We start from the raw sequence: 17,506 nt of genomic DNA, 5'->3' as shown, positions 1-17,506 counted from the left end.
ACCGTGGTGGAGCGCATGCCGACTGGACGTGACGTGGTCGTGCGACGGACGCCCGTGGTGGTCCGGCGGGAGCAGCGTCAGGTCGGGCCGGGTCGGGGGTCCGGGACGGTCTCGACGTCGGCGACGGTCTTGTCGGCGCGCAGACCGCGCCAGACGGGGTGGCGCAGGTGGCCGGAGTCGGTCCAGCCCGCCGCGGTGACCTCGCCGACGAGCTCGGCCGCGGTCCACACCGCCTCCCGGGCGACGTCGCGCGGAGCCTGGACGGTCGGCTGCTCACGCCGCAGCGGCTCGAGCCGTCGCGCGAGGTCGGTCAGCGCGCGCTCGTCGAACCCGGTGCCCACCCGACCCGCGTAGCGCAGGCCGCCGGTCGCGTCAGGCACCGCGACGAGCAACGAGCCCACCCCGCCGGTGCGCCCGCCTCGGCCAGGTCGCCACCCGACCACGACCACCTCCACGTGGTCCTCGTGCTTGAGCTTCACCCAGTGCGCCGAGCGGCTGCCGGGTCGGTACCGGCTGCTGCGCCGCTTCGCGACCACGCCCTCGAGGCCGAGCTCCTGGCTCGACGCGAGCGCGGCGTCGAGGTCGCCGTCGAAGGCGACGGGCACGTCGAGCCGGTCGGCGTCGTCGAGGTCGAGACCCTCGAGCAGCTCGCGTCGCTGCACGTAGGGCAGGCCCCTCACGTCGGCCCCGCCCAGCCGCAGCAGGTCGAAGACGACGTACCGCACGGGGACGGCCCGGCGCGCAGCCGTGACGTCGCGCGGCCGGACGAGCCCGATGCGCTGCTGGATGCGCCCGAACGACGGCGCCCCGTCGTCGCCGAGCGCGACGACCTCGCCGTCGACGACGGCGTCGTCGAGGTGCAGCCCGGCGAGGGCCTCGGCGACCTCGGGGTACGTCGTCGTCACGTCCTTGCCGCTGCGTCCCACGAGGCGCACGGCCTCGCCGTCGCACGTCGCCACCACGCGGACGCCGTCCCACTTCATCTCGAACGCCCAGGCGTCGGCGTCGCGGTGCGGGTCGAGGCCGTCGGGCCGGCTCGCGAGCATGGGTGCGACGGTCCCGAGACGGCCGGCGTCGGGCGGGCTCCCGCCGTCGGGCTCGTCCGTCGTCGCAGCGTCGCGCGCCTCTGGTTCCGGCGTCGCCGGGTCGGCCGTCTCCGGGTCGGGGGCCGCCGGCGGGTCCATGCGGTGCATCAGCCAGTTCTCACCGGTGCGGAGGAGGGCGAACCGCACGCTGCCGCCCAGCCCGCCGCCAGCGGAGCCGTGCAGCACGGCGATCACCTCGCCCTCCTTCCACTTCTCCAGCGTGTACGTGCCGTGGTCCCAGACGCTGACCTGGCCCGCGCCGTACTCGCCCTTCGGGATGGTCCCCTCGAACGTCGCGTACTCCATCGGGTGGTCCTCGGTGGGGACGGCGAGGTGGTTGCGGCTCGGGTCGGTGGGCGGCCCCTTCGGCACGGCCCACGACACGAGCACGCCCTCGCGCTCGAGCCGGACGTCGTAGTGCAGGCGGGTGGCGTGGTGCTCCTGCACCACGAAGATCGGGTCGTCGCCGCGCTTCGTGGGCGCCTCCGCGGGCACCGGCTCAGGAGTGCGCGACGCGTCGCGCATCGAGCGGTAGACCGTCAGCCGGTCCGGCGCGGCCGCAGGCCTCTCGTCGCCCGACGTCGGCTGCGGGTCCAGCCCCGCGAGCGGGTCGTCGTCACGTTCCAGCACCTCCTCCATCGTCAGGTGGCGCAGGTCGGGCCCCAGCTCGTCCCACGACCGCGGCGCGGCGACGAACGGACCCTCCCCGTCGGCCGCGGCGCGACCGCGCAGCGAGTACGGCGCGATCGTCGTCTTCGCCTGGTTGTTCTGGCTCCAGTCGACGAGCACCCGACCCTCGCGCAACGACTTCTTCATCGACGAGACCACGAGGTCGGGCAGCTCGTCCTGCAGCGCCGCAGCCACCTGCTTCGCGAAGGCGTTCACGTAGTCGGCGTCGTGCTCGCCCGTCAGGTGCGCGTACAGGTGCAGGCCCTTGCTGCCGCTCGTCACCGGGAACGCCTCCAGCCCGACGTCGGACAGCAGGTCGCGCGCCGCGTGCGCCACCTCCACGCACTCCGCCAGCCCCACGCCCGGGCCGGGGTCGAGGTCGAGCACCAGGCGGTCCGGGTGGCGCGGCGTCCCGTCGGCCTCCACCCGCCACTGCGGCACGTGCAGCTCCAGCGCCGACACCTGGCCCAGCCACGCCAGCGCCGCCGGACCGTCCACGAGCGGGTACACGTTCACGTGGCTCTTGTGGCGCACCACCACGCGGCGCACCCAGTCGGGCGCGGAGTCCGGCAGGTTCTTCTCAAAAAAGAGGTCGCCTGGTCGATCTATCGTGCCGACGGAGTCCGGCCAGCGCTTGCGGGTGACCGGTCGTCCGGAGGCGTGCGGGAGGAGGCGGTCCGCGACGGCCACGTAGTAGGAGATCACCTCGGCCTTGGTGGTGCCCGTCGCCGGGTACAGCACCTTGTCGGGGTTCGTCAGACGCAGGCGCCGACCGTCGATCGTGACGGTCTGGCTGCTCGACGACCCGCGGCTGGGCATGCCGCCGGGTCAGGCCTTCTTGCGAGCGCGCGACTTCGACGCGCTGCTGCCACCCTGGCCGCGACGCTCCTTGCTCCGCTCGACACTGCGCTTGAGCGCCTCCATCAGGTCGACCACCTCGGCGTCGTCACCCTCGTCGTCGCTCGTGCCGAACGTGGCCGCCGTGTCGATCGTGTCGCCCTGCTCGAGCTTCGCCTCCACCAGCGTCCGCAGCTGCTCCTGGTAGTCGTCGGTGAACTGCGACGCGTCGAAGTCGGCCGCGAGCGAGTCGACCAGCTGCGAGGCCATGTCGCGCTCCTTCGCGCTGATCCGCGGCACGGTCTCCAGCACGTCGAAGTCGGCGGTGCGCACCTCGTCGTCCCACAGCATCGTCTGCAGCAGCAGCGTCTTGTCGCGCACGCGCAGCACCGCCAGACGCGACTTCTGCCGCAGCGCGAACCTCACCACCGCGCTGCGGTCGGTGTCCTCGAGGGCGCGGCGCAGCAGCGTGTAGGGCTTGATCGCGGTCTTGTCGGGCTCCAGGAAGTACGCCTTGTCGAGCCGGATCGGATCGATCTGCTGGGCCGGCACGAACTCCAGCACCTCGATCTCCTTGGCCGACTCCGCCGGCAGCGACGCGAGGTCGTCGGCGGTCAGCACCACCGTGTTCTCGCCGTCGTCGTACGCCTTCGCGATGTCCTCGTAGGCGACGACCTCGCCGCAGACCTCGCACCGGCGCTGGTAGCGGATGCGTCCGCCGTCCTCCGCGTGCACCTGGTGCAGCGAGACGTCGTGGCTCTCGGTGGCGCTGTAGACACGCACCGGCACGTTGACCAGGCCGAAGCTGATCGACCCCTTCCAGAGCGAACGCATGGGATCAGTGTTCCGCACTGGAACGTCGGCGGCCACTCCGTGACGCACGACGGGCCGGGACCCGAAGGTCCCGGCCCGTGCGTGGGGTGATGCGGTCGACTAGTTCGTGCCCGGCGCGTCGACGGAGTCGAGCGAGTCGGCCGGGGCGGCCGGCTTCGGCGGGGTGGGCGGGGGCGTCGCCGGCTGGTACGGCGGCGGGGGCGGCGTCTGCTTGCCCTTCAGCGTCGCGAAGGCGGCAGCGCCCGCGCCGAGGATCAGGCCGATCCCCACGATGCGGCGCAGACGACGCTTCTTCTTCGGCTTCACCTCGTCGGGGAGACGGTCGGCGACGCCCTTGGGGAGGCGGTCGTAGGTCTTCTCGCTCAGCTCCGGCGCGCGGTCGAGCAGGTCGTGCCCGATCTCGGGGAGACGCTCGCGCAGGTCGGCGACACCGGACTGCGCCTTGGCGACGACGGTGTCGCGCACCTCGGGCGCACGGTCGGCGAGCTGCTGGCGGACGCTGTCGGCCTGGGCGACGAGGTCGTCGAGGCGGCCCTCGAGGCGCTCCTGGACCTTGTCCCGGACGGTCTTGTTCTTCCTCAGCGACATGCTGGCACGGCTCCTCGGTCGGCGTGGATGCTTCTGCTCACGACACTATCGCCGGGGCCTGGGCGACGCACCCTGGCCGTCGACGCGACCGGACATTCACCCAGTTTTCGACGTTCGGCGGCGCGAGAGACCCCCTTCTTGCGATCATGGCGGGCGTCGTCGGAGTGCCGTCCAGGGGAGGTCCAGGTGCTGCGCAAGGTCTCCGGGCTGCGGAGGGCCGTGGGATGGCCGGCCATGACCTCGGCGACGGTGCTGCTCAGCCTGACCGCCCTGTGCATGCTCGCGCTCACCCTCGCCACCTGGCAGCCGGACAACAACCCGCGATGGGTGCTCTACCTCCTCGTGGTCGTGGCGCTCGGCGGACTCGGCTGGACGGTCAGGCGCGGTCCGCTGCTCGAGCCGCGCGAGGTCGCGGTGATGGTCTCGCTCTGCTTCGTGGCGCTCGCCGTGCTGACCTGGGGCACCGAGCGCCAGATCGCCGTCCTCGCCAACGGCACGAGCACGCCGACCCTGGCCGTCTTCGCCGTGTGGTTCCTTCCGCTCGCGCTGGCACGCGTGGTGTCGTACGTCGGCACCGCGCTGTGGGTGCTCGCCGTCGCGTCGCACCACGATCCGCAGATGCTCGGGCCGACGGTCGGGGTCGTCGTGCAGGTGCTGGTGGGCACCGAGGTCCTGGGTCGGCTGCGGCGCCGGCTCGACCGCCTCGCCCGCACCGACCAGCTCACCGGCGCGCTCAACCGGTGGGGCGTGCAGGCCGTGGTCGACGCGCAGCTGGTCCGGCGCCGCCGGCTGGGCACGCCGCTGACCGTCCTCGCCCTCGACGTCGACGACCTGCGAGCCGTCAACACGCTCGGTGGTCACGCGGCGGGCGACCGGCTGCTGACGTCGGTCGTCGAGCACCTGCGGGCGGGGCTGCGCGAGGGTGACGTGCTGGGCCGCCTCGGCGGCGACGAGTTCCTCGTCGTCATGCCTGGAGCCGACCACGGCGTCGCGGACGTCGTCGCGCGGCGGCTGCAGGTGGGTGCCCCGGCGTCGTGGTCGTGCGGGGTGGCGCAGGCGCGCGCCGACGACGACGTCGCGTCGCTGCTCGCGCGGGCCGACGACCGGATGTACGCGCAGAAGCAGGGGCGTCGCCCGGAGCCGGATCAGACCTGACTGACGCCGGGGGCAGGGTCGGGGTCGTCGGCGACCGACGTGAGCAGCCCGCGGCGCTCCGCCGAGGTCTCGAACCAGATCGTGAAGAACGGCGGGATGGACGCCGCGAGCGCCAGGGCGAGGGTCTTGAGGTTCCAGCGGAACGTCGACCACGCCACGACCGCGAGCGAGCAGTAGGCGAGGAACAGGACGCCGTGGATCGGGCCCACGATCGGCACACCGCCCTCCAGGCCGGTGTGCGGGTCGTCCTGCACGACCCACTTGAAGAACATCGCGACGAGCAGCGCGCCCCACGACACCGCCTCGGCGAAGGCGAAGATGCGGAACCAGCGCCGCACCGACCGGGCCCGGTCGTGAGGCTGGGGGACGGTCTCGGAGGCCGCAGGATCGGTCACGACCCACAGCGTAGTGGCGTCACACAAAGGAAACAGCCTCGTGGTGAGATGGGGACATGGCCTTCCTGCTGCGCGTCGAGCTGCCCGACGTCCCGGGCTCGCTCGGTGCGCTGGCAACGGCGCTCGGTGGTGCGGGTGCCGACATCGAGGCGATCGAGATCGTGGAGCACCGTGCCGACGGCAAGGCGGTCGACGACGTGCTGCTCGAGCTGCCGCCGAGCGTGATGGCCGACGCCCTCGTGACGGCGTGCCACGAGCTCGACGGCGTGCGGGTGCACTGGATCTCGCGCTACAACGCGGGCGCCAACCTGAGCATGGACCTCGAGGCCGTCGAGCAGTTCACGTCCGAGCCTGAGCACGCGCTGGAGCGGCTCGTCGAGGTCGTGCCGGCCACGTTCCGCACCGACTGGGCCATGGCGCTGCGTCGCGTCGACGGCGAGGCGTCGGTGCTGTTCGCGTCGCCGTCGGCGCCCAAGCTCGTGCCCGAGGCCGCGGAGTGGTTGTCGATCCGCTCGTCGTCGCGCCTGGAGGGTGTCGAGGCGTGGTCGTCGACGCTGCTCGCCGGCACGCACGCGAAGGACCGCCAGGGTCGCGGGTTCGTCGTCGTCGTCGGACGGCACGGGGGCCCGGAGTTCCTCGCCTCCGAGCTCGCCCGCCTGGGCCACATGACCTCGCTCGCGGGGTCCGTCCAGGCCTGACCCCCGCTTCACCCTTGGGGTGGGGCCCCACCCCAAGTGTGTCCTCCCACCCCAGCGCTGGGGTGGGATGAACCCCTTGGGTGGGGCCCCACGTCAACGCGCGCTTTCGGCCGTCGTTGGCGTGGGGGAGTTGACCTTGGGGTGGGGCCCCACCCCAACGGTGCGTCCCACCCCAGCGCTGGGTGGGGGAGTCACACCTAGGGTGGGGCCCTACCCCAAGGGCGGCCGGGGTGGGTCAGGGGGCGGAGGGGGTCTCCTCGAGCGGCTTCTTGGGGTCGGTGAGGGGGACGTGCGCGTGCTGGAAGCGGCCCAGGGCGGCGACCTCGCGCTCGAGGTCGGGCACGTGGCGCTTGAGCTGCGGACGCATGAAGAGCCACGCGACCGGGGAGTTGAGCAGCGGCTTCGTCCAGTTGGCGATCAGCACGCCCCGCGGCACGTACACGCGGGTCTTGCGACGACGTAGGCCGGCGACGATCGCGTCGACGCAGTCGGCCAGGGTGGTGGTGCTGTTGGCGGGGTAGGGGAGCTTGCCGCGGATCAGCTTGAACGTCGGCAGGTCGGCCTCGGCGCCACGCACGATGTCGGTGTCGATCCACGACGGGTGCGCCACCCCGACCTTGATCCCGAGGTGGGCGACCTCCTGGCGGGTCGCGAGGGCGAGCGACTCGGCGCCGGCCTTGCTGGCGTTGTACGACGCGAGCCCCGCGAGGTTGGTGAAGGCGGCCAGCGACGCGACGACGAGGGCGTACCCGCGGGTGCGCTCCAGGTGCGGGATCGACGCGTGCAGCGTGCGGTAGACGCCGTTGACGTTGATGTCGACGACCCGCTCGAACGACGCCTCGTCGATCTGGCGGACGGTGCCGTACGACGCGATGCCGGCGTTCGCGAGGACGTGGTCGATGCGGCCGAAGTGCGCGGCGGCGGCGTCGATCGCCTCGGTCATCGCGCGACCGTCGCGCGCGTCTGCCTCCCACCACGCCGCGGCCGGGCCGAGCTCGGCGGCGAGCGCCTCGAGCAGCTCGGGCTCCAGGCCCAGCAGCGCGACCTTGCCGCCCTGTGCCACGTACGCCCGTGCCACGCCCGCGCCGATGCCGCGTGCGGCGCCGGTGACGAGCAGGACCTTGCCGGTGAAGCCCTTGCGGGCGAACAGTGCCATGGCGTCAAGATACCGACGGTATCTGAGCGCGTCACGCGGGTGTGACCGATTCCCGACGCGCGCCCTGCAGCCGCCCACCAGTAGCCTCGCGGCCATGAGTGCGCTGCCCGGTGTGTCCGAGACCTTCGACCCGTCCGCCTGGGACGAGGTGCCCGGCTTCGAGCACCTCACGGACGTCACCTACCACCGCGCCCGCACGCACGGCACCGTGCGGGTCGCGTTCGACCGGCCCGACGTGCTCAACGCGTTCCGCCCGCACACGGTCGACGAGCTGCTGCAGGTGCTCGACCACGCGCGCACGTCGGCCGACGTCGGCTGCGTGCTGCTCACCGGCAACGGCCCGAGCGAGAAGAACGGCAAGCGCTCGTTCTGCACGGGTGGCGACCAGCGCATCCGCGGCCGGTTCGGCTACCAGTACGAGGACGGCGAGGCGTCCGGGTCCGACACGGGTGCGGAGGAGCCGTCGCCGATCGACAAGGCCCGCCTCGCGCGGCTGCACATCCTCGAGGTGCAGCGCCTGATCCGGTTCATGCCGAAGATCGTCATCTGCGTCGTCCCGGGCTGGGCGGCGGGCGGCGGGCACAGCCTCCACGTCGTCGCCGACCTGACCCTCGCCTCGGCCGAGCACGCCCGCTTCAAGCAGACCGACGCCGACGTCGGCAGCTTCGACGGCGGCTTCGGGTCGGCGTACCTGGCCCGCCAGGTCGGGCAGAAGTTCGCCCGCGAGATCTTCTTCCTCGCCGACGAGTACTCCGCCGAGGACGGCGTCCGCATGGGCACCGTCAACCGGGCCGTCCCGCACGACGAGCTCGAGGCGACCGCCCTGGAGTGGGGGCGCAAGATCAACGCGAAGAGCCCGACCGCGCAGCGCATGCTCAAGTACTCCTTCAACCTCATCGACGACGGGCTCGTCGGCCAGCAGGTGCTGATGGGCGAGACCACCCGCCTGGCCTACATGACCGACGAGGCGCAGGAGGGTCGCGACCAGTTCCTGGAGAAGCGCGACCCCGACTGGTCGCCGTTCCCCTGGTACTACTGAGCGGGCCGGACGTCGCTGGGTCCGCCACCGTGTCCTGCGGCAGGATGGCGCGGTGGACACGACGACGCTCTGGAGGCCGACCGGGCCGCAGGAGCTCGCCCTGGTCGAGGCCTCGGGGTGGCGCGCGTGGCCGCCACGGCTGCCCGACCAGCCGATCTTCTACCCCGTCCTGAACGAGGACTACGCCGTGCGGATCGCGCGCGACTGGAACGTGCCGGCGAGTGGTGTGGGCTACGTGACGCGCTTCGAGGTCGAGACGTCGTTCCTCGACGCGTACGACGTCCAGCAGGCGGGCGGCGACACCATCCTGGAGTACTGGATACCTGCCGAGGACCTCGCCGGGCTGAACGAGCACATCGTCGGCACGATCGACGTCGTGCAGGTGTTCCGCTGACCCTGGATCCGGCACCGCAGCGACGCTAGGGTCGTGCCCACCGGGAGAACCGAGGGACGGAGGGCTCGTGTTCGGACGCAGGCGCGCGCGGCGTCGGGAGCACCCGACGACCCTCCGTCACCAGGAGCGGGAGCGACCGTTCGAGCCGGCAGGCCTCGGGTGCTCGGAGACGGTGGACGCCGTCGACCGTCACCTGGAGCAGTGGGTCGGGCCCGTGGAGACGGTGTTCCACGAGATCGTGTCGGACCTCGTGCACGTCGACGTGCACCTCGTGCCGGCCGGCGAGGGTCGGCCGTTCCACACGTTGGCGACGTCGGGCATGTCCGATCGCAGGATGACCGTGCCGGAGAACCTGCGCGGGCAGGTGCCGGACCGGCTCGAGGTCATGGTCATGCTCCCGCCGGACTGGCCGGTCGACGAGGCGTCCTGGGTCGACGAGCGCTCCTACTGGCCCGTGCGCGCGCTGAAGGTGCTCGCCCGCTTCCCGCACGAGTACGGGACCTGGCTGGGTGCCTGGCACTCGCTGCCGAACGGCGACCCGGCCGAGCCGTACGCTGACGACACCCGCTTCTGCGGCCTCATGCTCGCCCCGCCGATCCGGCTGCCGCAGGAGGCGCGGACCTTCCGCACCGACGACGGTCGAGACGTCGCCTTCCTGGCGATGCTGCCGCTCCTGCCCGACGAGCTCGAGGTGAAGCTGACGGAGGGGGTCGACGGCCTCCTCGACGGCCTCGACGCGCACGGCGTGACGGAGCTGCTGGACCCGCACCGGCCGAGCGTCCTCGGCCCTCCACGGTGAGGTGGTCTCGAGGTCGGGACGCCCGGCGTGAGCGCGACGACGCGGCCACCGAGGCTCGTCGCCGTACGCTCGCGGCGCTGTCCGGTCTCGGTTTCCCGCAGCCCCCGTCGCACCTGCCCCTGGTGGCCGACGCTGCCGATCCCCTCGTGCTCGTGGACGAGGAGCACGTGGTGCAGCGTGCGCTGGTGCTGACGGTGCGCGTCAACCTGGCGCTCGGCATGCCGCCGGAGCTCGCGCGGACCTGGTTGGCGGAGCAGGGACTGCTCGCGTCCCTCAGCCCGCGCGAGCGTCACCTCGTCGCAGGCGAGGTCGAGCCGGACGACTCGGACGAGGCGCAGGTCGAGGCCCTGTGGGCGCTGGCCTGGGTGCTCGGGCTCGTGCCCGACCTCGACGCGGGCACACCGTGCGGCGACCAGCTCGCGTCGCTGATGCCCGACCTGCGGACCGGCGAGCCGGTGACGGCGTGGCGCTCCCGCACGGGCCCTCGGCGCCGATACGTCGAGGAGGTGCTCCCCGTGCTCGACCTGCACCTCGCCCTGACGTGGGGGATCGCCGACGCACGGCTCGCGGGCCGACCGCACCCCGGACACGTCGATCCGTCCGTCCTCTGGGAGCGACGTCGCGCCCTGGAGTGGACCGTCGGCAGCGGCGGCCACGACGCGTGGGACGTCGTGGACCTGTCCACCTGAGCGGGACGTCGAGCCTCGATCCCTACCCGCGTGGCCTCACCGAGGTCTACGCTTCTCCGCAGGTGGAACGTCGGGAGGGGACTGCCTGAGATGGAGCGGCTGCTCGGCCTCGAGAGCAGCGCCCCGCGCACGCGGACGCGATCCGCGGCGCTGGCGCTGGGCTTCGCCGTGCTCTTCGCCCTCGCGTTCCTCGCCGGCCGCGCGACCCGCGTGCCCCCGGCGCAGCTGGCGCTCGCCTGGCCCGCTGCCGGCGTGGTCATCCTCTGGCTGCTCGTGGCCCGCAGCTCGCTCGAGCGGCTCGTCGCGTGCGTCGTCGTCATCGTGGTGAGCGGTGTCCTCAACCAGCTCACCGGCACCGAGCCCCTCGGCGCCTGGCTCTTCGGCCTGGTCAACCTGTCGCACGGCGCCGTGGGTGCGGCTCTGCTGCACCGCTGGCGTCCCGCGTGGCTCCGCTCGACGTGGACGACGCTCGGCGACGTCGGCGTGCTGCTCGCCGTGGCAGCCGCGGCTGCCGCCACCAGCGGCCTGCTGGGATCGCTGGTCGCGTGGTGGCGCTTCGACGAGCCGTTCCTCGAGGGCCTGCTGATCATCGGCTTCCGCAACGTGGTCAGCTCCTTCGTGGTGCTGAACGCGCTGCTGGCGCTGCCCAAGCTCTGGCGCACGCGGCGCGAGCGCGGCGCGGAGTGCCCGCTGACGATGGCTGCGGCGCTCGCCGTCACGGGCGTGCTGCTCTGGCTGCCGTGGCCGGTCGACTTCGCCATCGTGCCGATCGTCGTCGTCGTGGCGCTGCGCTGCGGCGCGCAGGCGACGTCGGTGCTGGTGGCGCTGCAGGGCGTGCTCGTCGTCGCCGCGACGGTCGCCGGCAACGGACAGTTCGCGTCGCTCGACGACCCCCAGGCGAGGGTCGTCGCGGCGCAGGCCTTCGTCCTCGTGCTGGCCGTCGTGGGCGTGGTGCTCGCGACGCTCGAGGACGCCCGCGACGCCGCGCTCGTGCAGAGCCGGCGCGACCGCGACCAGCTGCAGGACCACATGGAGGCGGCGCTGCTGGCATCGGCGCACGTGGTGGTCGACCCCGACGGGTTCGTGCACGTCGACGCCGTGAACACGGCGCTCGTGACGCTCACCCGTCGACCCCGCCACGCGCTCCTCGGGGTCGACCCGCGCGACTGGTTCGTCGACGACGACGTCGAGGCGTTCCGCCAGGGCATCTGCGAGCTGACGCTGGGCCGCGCGCTTGGCTGGCGCACCCAGCTGCGGCTCGACGACGCGTGGGGCGGTGGATGGGTCGACGTGGCGCTGGCGCTCGTCGACCCCGACCTCGACCCGAGCCTCTCGCTCGGAGGGTCGGGCGCGTCGTCGGCGGCCATCACGCTGCAGATGATCGACGTGACGGCGCAGAAGGAGGCCGAGCAGGCACTCGCCCACGCTGCCCTCCACGACGACCTCACGGGCCTGGCCAACCGAGCCCTCTGGGCGGACTCGCTGGAGCGCGCCGCGCAGGGCGTCGGGTCCGAGCGGTCCGCCCTGGCGGTCATGTTCATCGACGTCGACCGCTTCAAGCAGGTCAACGACGGCCGCGGCCACGCGGTCGGCGACGCGGTGCTCGTCGAGCTCGCCGAGCGACTCTCGGCCCTCGTCGGCGACGGGGCGACCGTCGCCCGGCTCGGCGGTGACGAGTTCGTCGTCCTGTGCACGTCGGCGGGGACGCGCGAGGAGCTCGCCGCCGAGGCGCAGCGGATCATGGACCGGCTGTCCGAGCCCGTCGTGCTCCAGGACGGCGCCGCGGTCTCGGTGACCGTCAGCATCGGCATCGCCGCCGCCGACGAGCAGGCCGAGGCGCCCCTGCTCCTGCGTCACGCCGACCAGGCGCTCTACGCGGCAAAGGACCGCGGTCGCGGCCGGGCGGAGTTCTACGACCCGACCGTGCACGCCGGCATCGAGTCGTCGGCGCGGCTGCTCGTCGACCTCGAGCGGGCGCAGGCGTCGGGCGAGTTCTCGCTGGTCTTCCAGCCGATCGTCGACGTCGCCACCGGCTACCTCCACGCGGTCGAGGCCCTGCTGCGCTGGGACCACCCGATCCGGGGCCAGCTGCGCCCGGGCGACTTCATGCCCGTGCTCGAGGTCAGCGACCTGATGCACCAGGTGGGCGACGGGGTGCTTCGCGCGGCGTGCGCGCACGCGGCCTCGCTGGCCGCGCAGGGCACGCCGGTGCCGGTGCACGTGAACGTCTCGGCCGTCGAGCTGGGCAGGGCAGGCCTGGTGGCACGGGTGCTGTCGGTGCTCGACGAGGTCGGGCTCCCGCCGTCGATGCTCGTCCTCGAGATCACCGAGACGCAGCTGCTCGACGTGACGGGCGGTCTGGTCGTCGACCTCTTCGCCCTGCGCGACCACGGGGTGCGGATCGCGGTGGACGACTTCGGGACGGGCTACAGCACCCTGGCGCACCTCGTCGACCTGCCCGTCGACGTCGTCAAGCTCGACGGCTCGTTCGTCGCCCGCATGACGCACTCGCGTCGGGCGCGCTCGGTCTGTGCCGGCGTGGTCGCGATGGCCCAGGGCATCGGCATCGACGTCGTGGCCGAGGGGGTGGAGACGGCGGAGCAGCAGACGGCGCTCGAGTCCCTCGGCTACCGGTTGCTCCAGGGATACCACCTGGGTCGGCCGGCTCCCGCCGCGCCGCCGACGGCCGGTGTGGGCGCGCAGGGACGCGGTTGATGACGTTCGGGTGAACGTCTGGTTCCGAGGCTTCCGTGCGGACGACGGCGCGGCCTAGGGTCCTCTCGACCTGACCAGTGACTTCGGGGGGAGTCCCACCATGCCGCTTCGTGCTGCCACGTCCACCGTCCACGTCCGTCCCGCCGTCGTGCGGCGACGGCACCGCCTCGCCCACGTCGTCGGCGTGCTGGTCGCGACGCTCGTCGCGACCGTCCTCGTCGCGCCGGCCGCGTCGGCGTCGCCGGAGTCGCAGCTCGCCGAGCTCACGGTCCGGGCGGAGTCGGACGGCTCCACCTACGACCGCGACGCGTTCCGGCACTGGATCGATGCGGACGGCGACGGCTGCAACACGCGCGCCGAGGTGCTGATGGACGAGTCGTCGTCGGCGACCGGGCGCACCGGCACCTGCACGATCACGTCGGGCTCGTGGCTGTCGCGCTACGACAACGTGCGCTTCACCGACGCGGGAAGCCTCGACATCGACCACATGGTGCCGTTGAAGGAGGCCTGGATCTCCGGTGCGTCCGGCTGGACGGCGAGCCGGCGCGAGTCGTTCGCCAACGACCTCGGCGACGCCCGCAGCCTGATCGCCGTGTCGGCGTCGACGAACCGGTCGAAGAGCGACCAGGACCCGGACTCCTGGCTGCCGCCCGCCACCGGCTACCGCTGCACGTACGTGTCGGACTGGATCGCGGTGAAGTACCGGTGGGGCCTCAGCGTCGACTCCGCCGAGAAGTCGGCCCTGCAGGACGTCCTGGCCGGGTGCTGACGCCCGGCTCGACCCGTCGCCGTCGCCGTCGATGCTGATTCCCATCAAGGGATGGGAATCCCTCGCTCACCTGCGGTTGCATCCGCAGGTGAGCGAGGGAAACCATGGTGGGCTGCTGGTTCCCATGAACTGATGGGAATCAGGCGGCGGTGCGGGCGCGTCGGTGGGCAAGGACGTCTTTGGCGACCAAGGTCCAGAGCAGGAGCCCCAGGGCGAGCGTGACCGCGCCGCGCAGGTTCTGGTCCGGGTTCGTGGACCAGAACAGCGGCCCGGAGGAGAGGAACACCAGCAGGCTGCCCATCACGACGTACCCGCCGCGTGCCACCGGACACGGAAGGCGCGCGATGCGCCACGTCGTCCGGGCAAGGATGAACGAGAGGAGCCCGACGACGGGGAGCATCACCGCGGCGTCGCGCCACGCGAGATGCGGCACGTCTCGCCAGAAGGTGGGGTCGACCACGGCCGGCACGAGGAGGATCGACTGCAGGCAGAACCACAGGAACACCCGGCTCTGCTCGGGCGTGAGCTCGGGGCGCGGCGTCCGGCTGGCCCGGTCCTGCAGGTCGGTCATGGTCTCCCTCGTGTCGGGGTCAGCCTCCCACGACGCCGTCCGGCTGGCCGGAAGTTTCAGATACCGCCAGTACCTGAGACACCGGTCTCATCCAGTGGTCGGTTCCCGAGGCCTCCGCTAGTGTCCGCGGAATGAGGATCGGAGTGGTCGCCGAGTCGCGTGCCGGGGAGACCCGGGTCGCTGCGACTCCCGCGACGGTCGCACGTCTGCTGAAGCTCGGGTACGACGTGAGCGTCGAGTCCGGGGCCGGGGCGAAGGCCGCGTTCGCCGACGAGGCGTTCGCGGAGGCCGGTGCCTCCGTCGTCGCGGGGGAGGAGGCCTGGACGGCTGATGTCGTCCTCAAGGTCAACCCGCCGACGACGGCCGAGATCGACCGGCTCAACGACCACGCGACACTGGTCAGCCTGATCGCGCCGGCCACGAGCCCCGAGCTGCTCGAGGCGCTGTCGGCCCGGCCGCTGACCGTCCTCGCGATGGACGCCGTGCCGCGCATCTCGCGGGCGCAGTCGATGGACGTCCTGTCGTCGATGGCCAACATCGCGGGCTACCGCGCGGTCGTCGAGGCGGCCCACGAGTTCGGTCGGTTCTTCACCGGGCAGGTCACGGCCGCCGGGAAGGTGCCGCCGGCCAAGGTGCTCGTCGCGGGTGCCGGCGTCGCCGGGCTGGCGGCGATCGGCGCCGCGTCCAGCCTCGGCGCCATCGTGCGCGCCACCGACCCGCGCCCCGAGGTCGCCGACCAGGTGAAGTCGATCGGCGGCGAGTACCTCGCGGTCGACGTCGAGGTCGAGAAGTCCACCGACGGGTACGCGAAGGCCACCAGCGAGGAGTACGACCGCCGCGCCGCGGAGATCTACTCCGAGCAGGCCGCCGACGTCGACATCGTGGTCACCACCGCACTCATCCCGGGACGTCAGGCCCCGCGCCTGCTCACCGAGGCCGACGTCGCCTCGATGAAGCCCGGCAGCGTCATCGTCGACATGGCGGCGGCGCAGGGCGGCAACGTCGCGGGCTCGGTGGCGGGCGAGAAGGTCGTCACCGCGAACGGCGTGACGATCCTCGGCTACACCGACCTCGCCGGTCGCCTGCCCACGCAGGCCTCGCAGCTGTACGGGCAGAACCTCGTCAACCTGCTGACGCTGCTCACGCCGGCCAAGGACGGCCAGCTCGTCCTCGACCACTCCGACGTGGTGCAGCGTGGCGTGACCGTGGTGCACGACGGCGACGTCCTCTGGCCGCCGCCGCCCGTGCAGGTCTCGGCGACACCCGCCCCGACGGCCGAGATGCCCGCCGTCCAGGAGAAGCCGGAGCCGCGCCCCGGCCTCACCCAGCGCGGCAAGTACCTCCTCATCGCCGCGGGCATCGCCGCCCTCTTCCTCGTCAACGCGTACGCGCCGCCGCCGCTGCCCGAGCACTTCTTCGTGCTCACGCTGTCGGTCGTCATCGGCTACTACGTGATCGGCAAGGTCCACCACGCCCTGCACACGCCGCTCATGAGCGTCACCAACGCCATCAGCGGCATCATCGTGGTCGGTGCGCTGCTGCAGATCGGCGTCGGCGACGGGGCCGACAACGCGTGGGCGATCCGCCTCCTCGCGTTCGTCGCGGTGCTGCTGGCCTCCATCAACATCTTCGGCGGCTTCGCCGTGACCCGCCGCATGCTCGGCATGTTCTCCAAAGACACCGTGGCGAAGGGCTGATCGCAGTGACCGCACAGAGCATCGCGACCGCGGCGTACATCGTCGCCGCCCTGCTGTTCATCCTCAGCCTCGCCGGGCTGAGCAAGCACGAGACGGCACGCTCCGGCGTCGCCTACGGCATCGCCGGCATGACCATCGCCCTGGTCGCGACGATCGTGCTGGCCGTCGAGGACGCCGAGACGGTCGGCGTCGTCCTGCTGGTCGGCGCGATCGCGATCGGCGCGGGCATCGGCATCTGGCGGGCCCGCGAGGTCGAGATGACCGGCATGCCGGAGCTCATCGCGCTCCTGCACTCCTTCGTCGGCATGGCGGCCGTGCTCGTCGGCTGGAACGGCTACCTGGAGCACCCGGTGTACCCGTTGGAGTCGCTCGAGCGGATCCACTCGGCCGAGGTCTTCGTGGGCGTCTTCATCGGCGCGGTGACGTTCACCGGGTCGATCGTCGCGTACCTGAAGCTGAGCGCACGGATCAAGTCGTCCCCGCTCGTGCTGCCGGGCAAGAACTACCTCAACATCGGCGCGCTCGTGCTGTTCTTCGTGCTGACCGTCGTGTTCGTGGCGAGCCCGAACATCTGGCTGCTGATCCTCGTGACGGCGCTCGCGCTCGCCCTCGGCTGGCACCTCGTCGCCTCGATCGGCGGCGGCGACATGCCGGTCGTCGTGTCGATGCTCAACAGCTACTCGGGCTGGGCTGCGGCCGCGGCGGGCTTCCTGCTGAGCAACAACCTGCTGATCGTCACCGGAGCGCTCGTGGGCTCCTCGGGTGCGTACCTGAGCTACATCATGTGCCAGGCGATGAACCGCTCGTTCATCTCGGTGATCGCGGGCGGCTTCGGCATCGAGGCCCCGGCCGGCGAGGCGACGGACTACGGCGAGCACCGCGAGGTCGACGCCGAGGGCGTGGCCGAGCTGCTGAAGGACGCGTCGAGCGTCGTCATCACCCCGGGCTACGGGATGGCCGTGGCGCAGGCGCAGTACCCCGTGGCCGACCTGACCCGCAAGCTGCGCGAGCGCGGCGTCGACGTGCGGTTCGGCATCCACCCGGTCGCCGGCCGCCTGCCCGGGCACATGAACGTGCTCCTCGCCGAGGCGAAGGTCCCGTACGACATCGTCCTGGAGATGGACGAGGTCAACGACGACCTCGCGGACACCGACGTGGTGCTGGTCATCGGCGCCAACGACACCGTGAACCCGGCCGCCGCGGAGGACCCGACCAGCCCGATCGCCGGCATGCCGGTGCTGCGGGTGTGGGAGGCGTCGAACGTGGTGGTGTTCAAGCGCTCGATGGCCGCCGGGTACGCGGGGGTGCAGAACCCGCTGTTCTTCCGGGAGAACAGCCAGATGCTGTTCGGCGACGCGAAGGACCGCGTGGAGGACATCCTGCGCGCGCTGTGAGTCGGAGGTGCACGACGGCCGG

The 17,506-nt window shown here is 72.3% G+C and carries 16 protein-coding genes; 10 read left to right on the top strand and 6 right to left on the bottom strand.

Annotated elements, in window-relative coordinates; genetic code table 11:
- Window positions 1-77: 77 nt before the first annotated feature.
- The 3 genes from QE370_RS03545 to QE370_RS03535 all read right to left on the bottom strand — a co-directional run bounded on the left by QE370_RS03545 (window position 78) and on the right by QE370_RS03535 (window position 4,013).
- Window positions 78-2,573: an ATP-dependent DNA ligase gene (locus QE370_RS03545; RefSeq protein WP_309633455.1), complete on the bottom strand. Its 2,496-nt coding sequence runs from the start codon at window positions 2,571-2,573 to the stop codon at window positions 78-80.
- Window positions 2,574-2,582: 9 nt separating this feature from the next.
- Window positions 2,583-3,425, bottom strand: coding sequence for a Ku protein (locus tag QE370_RS03540; RefSeq protein ID WP_309633454.1), 843 nt, complete (start codon window positions 3,423-3,425; stop codon window positions 2,583-2,585).
- Window positions 3,426-3,524: 99 nt separating this feature from the next.
- Window positions 3,525-4,013, bottom strand: a complete 489-nt coding sequence (locus QE370_RS03535) for a hypothetical protein (protein ID WP_309633453.1) — start codon at window positions 4,011-4,013, stop codon at window positions 3,525-3,527.
- A 234-nt stretch (window positions 4,014-4,247) separates the two neighbouring features.
- Between QE370_RS03535 and QE370_RS03530 the strand changes: the two genes are divergently transcribed.
- Window positions 4,248-5,168 carry a GGDEF domain-containing protein gene (locus QE370_RS03530; RefSeq protein ID WP_309633452.1) on the top strand — a complete coding sequence of 307 codons (921 nt, stop codon included), beginning with the start codon at window positions 4,248-4,250 and terminating at the stop codon, window positions 5,166-5,168.
- On the opposite strand, the gene QE370_RS03525 is transcribed toward QE370_RS03530, so the two are convergent.
- Window positions 5,159-5,563, bottom strand: coding sequence for a DUF3817 domain-containing protein (locus QE370_RS03525; protein WP_309633451.1), 405 nt, complete (start codon window positions 5,561-5,563; stop codon window positions 5,159-5,161). The two genes, QE370_RS03530 and QE370_RS03525, sit on opposite strands and share 10 nt — an antisense overlap.
- Window positions 5,564-5,619: 56 nt before the next feature.
- Between QE370_RS03525 and QE370_RS03520 the strand changes: the two genes are divergently transcribed.
- Window positions 5,620-6,261, top strand: coding sequence for an amino acid-binding protein (locus tag QE370_RS03520; protein ID WP_253023580.1), 642 nt, complete (start codon window positions 5,620-5,622; stop codon window positions 6,259-6,261).
- Window positions 6,262-6,496: 235 nt separating this feature from the next.
- Here QE370_RS03520 and QE370_RS03515 read toward each other — a convergent pair whose 3' ends face one another.
- Window positions 6,497-7,417, bottom strand: a complete 921-nt coding sequence (locus QE370_RS03515; protein WP_309633450.1) for an SDR family oxidoreductase — start codon at window positions 7,415-7,417, stop codon at window positions 6,497-6,499.
- A gap of 94 nt (window positions 7,418-7,511) precedes the next feature.
- Between QE370_RS03515 and QE370_RS03510 the strand changes: the two genes are divergently transcribed.
- From QE370_RS03510 to QE370_RS03485, 6 genes are all read left to right on the top strand, one after another.
- Window positions 7,512-8,456: a 1,4-dihydroxy-2-naphthoyl-CoA synthase gene (locus QE370_RS03510; protein WP_309633449.1), complete on the top strand. Its 945-nt coding sequence runs from the start codon at window positions 7,512-7,514 to the stop codon at window positions 8,454-8,456.
- 52 nt (window positions 8,457-8,508) lie between these two features.
- Window positions 8,509-8,850 carry a hypothetical protein gene (locus QE370_RS03505; protein WP_309633448.1) on the top strand — a complete coding sequence of 114 codons (342 nt, stop codon included), beginning with the start codon at window positions 8,509-8,511 and terminating at the stop codon, window positions 8,848-8,850.
- A 67-nt stretch (window positions 8,851-8,917) separates the two neighbouring features.
- Window positions 8,918-9,649, top strand: coding sequence for a suppressor of fused domain protein (locus QE370_RS03500; protein WP_309633447.1), 732 nt, complete (start codon window positions 8,918-8,920; stop codon window positions 9,647-9,649).
- Window positions 9,646-10,338 (top strand): DUF4272 domain-containing protein, encoded by a 693-nt coding sequence (locus QE370_RS03495; RefSeq protein ID WP_309633446.1) that lies wholly within the window; start codon window positions 9,646-9,648, stop codon window positions 10,336-10,338. The genes QE370_RS03500 and QE370_RS03495 overlap by 4 nt, the downstream gene beginning before the upstream one ends.
- Before the next feature lie 90 nt (window positions 10,339-10,428).
- Window positions 10,429-13,053, top strand: a complete 2,625-nt coding sequence (locus QE370_RS03490; protein ID WP_309633445.1) for a bifunctional diguanylate cyclase/phosphodiesterase — start codon at window positions 10,429-10,431, stop codon at window positions 13,051-13,053.
- 100 nt (window positions 13,054-13,153) lie between these two features.
- Window positions 13,154-13,822, top strand: coding sequence for an HNH endonuclease family protein (locus QE370_RS03485; protein ID WP_253023569.1), 669 nt, complete (start codon window positions 13,154-13,156; stop codon window positions 13,820-13,822).
- A 139-nt stretch (window positions 13,823-13,961) separates the two neighbouring features.
- On the opposite strand, the gene QE370_RS03480 is transcribed toward QE370_RS03485, so the two are convergent.
- Complete coding sequence (locus QE370_RS03480; RefSeq protein ID WP_309633444.1) at window positions 13,962-14,393, bottom strand: hypothetical protein; 432 nt, start codon at window positions 14,391-14,393, stop codon at window positions 13,962-13,964.
- 131 nt (window positions 14,394-14,524) lie between these two features.
- Here QE370_RS03480 and QE370_RS03475 point away from each other — a divergent pair, with 131 nt between their 5' ends.
- Together QE370_RS03475 and pntB are read left to right on the top strand one after the other, a co-directional pair.
- A complete protein-coding gene (locus QE370_RS03475) occupies window positions 14,525-16,090 on the top strand; it encodes a Re/Si-specific NAD(P)(+) transhydrogenase subunit alpha (protein WP_309633443.1) in 1,566 nt (521 codons plus the stop codon).
- The gene (gene pntB, locus QE370_RS03470) at window positions 16,087-17,484 is read left to right on the top strand and encodes a Re/Si-specific NAD(P)(+) transhydrogenase subunit beta (protein ID WP_396127829.1); all 1,398 of its coding nucleotides are present in this window, start codon (window positions 16,087-16,089) and stop codon (window positions 17,482-17,484) included. The genes QE370_RS03475 and pntB overlap by 4 nt, the downstream gene beginning before the upstream one ends.
- The last annotated feature ends 22 nt before the right edge of the window (window positions 17,485-17,506 follow it).

It is taken from the genome of Aeromicrobium sp. SORGH_AS_0981, assembly GCF_031453195.1.
Lineage (GTDB): Bacteria > Actinomycetota > Actinomycetes > Propionibacteriales > Nocardioidaceae > Aeromicrobium.
Note: the sequence above shows the minus strand (reverse complement) of the source record. Positions and strands in the feature narration are given on the sequence as shown.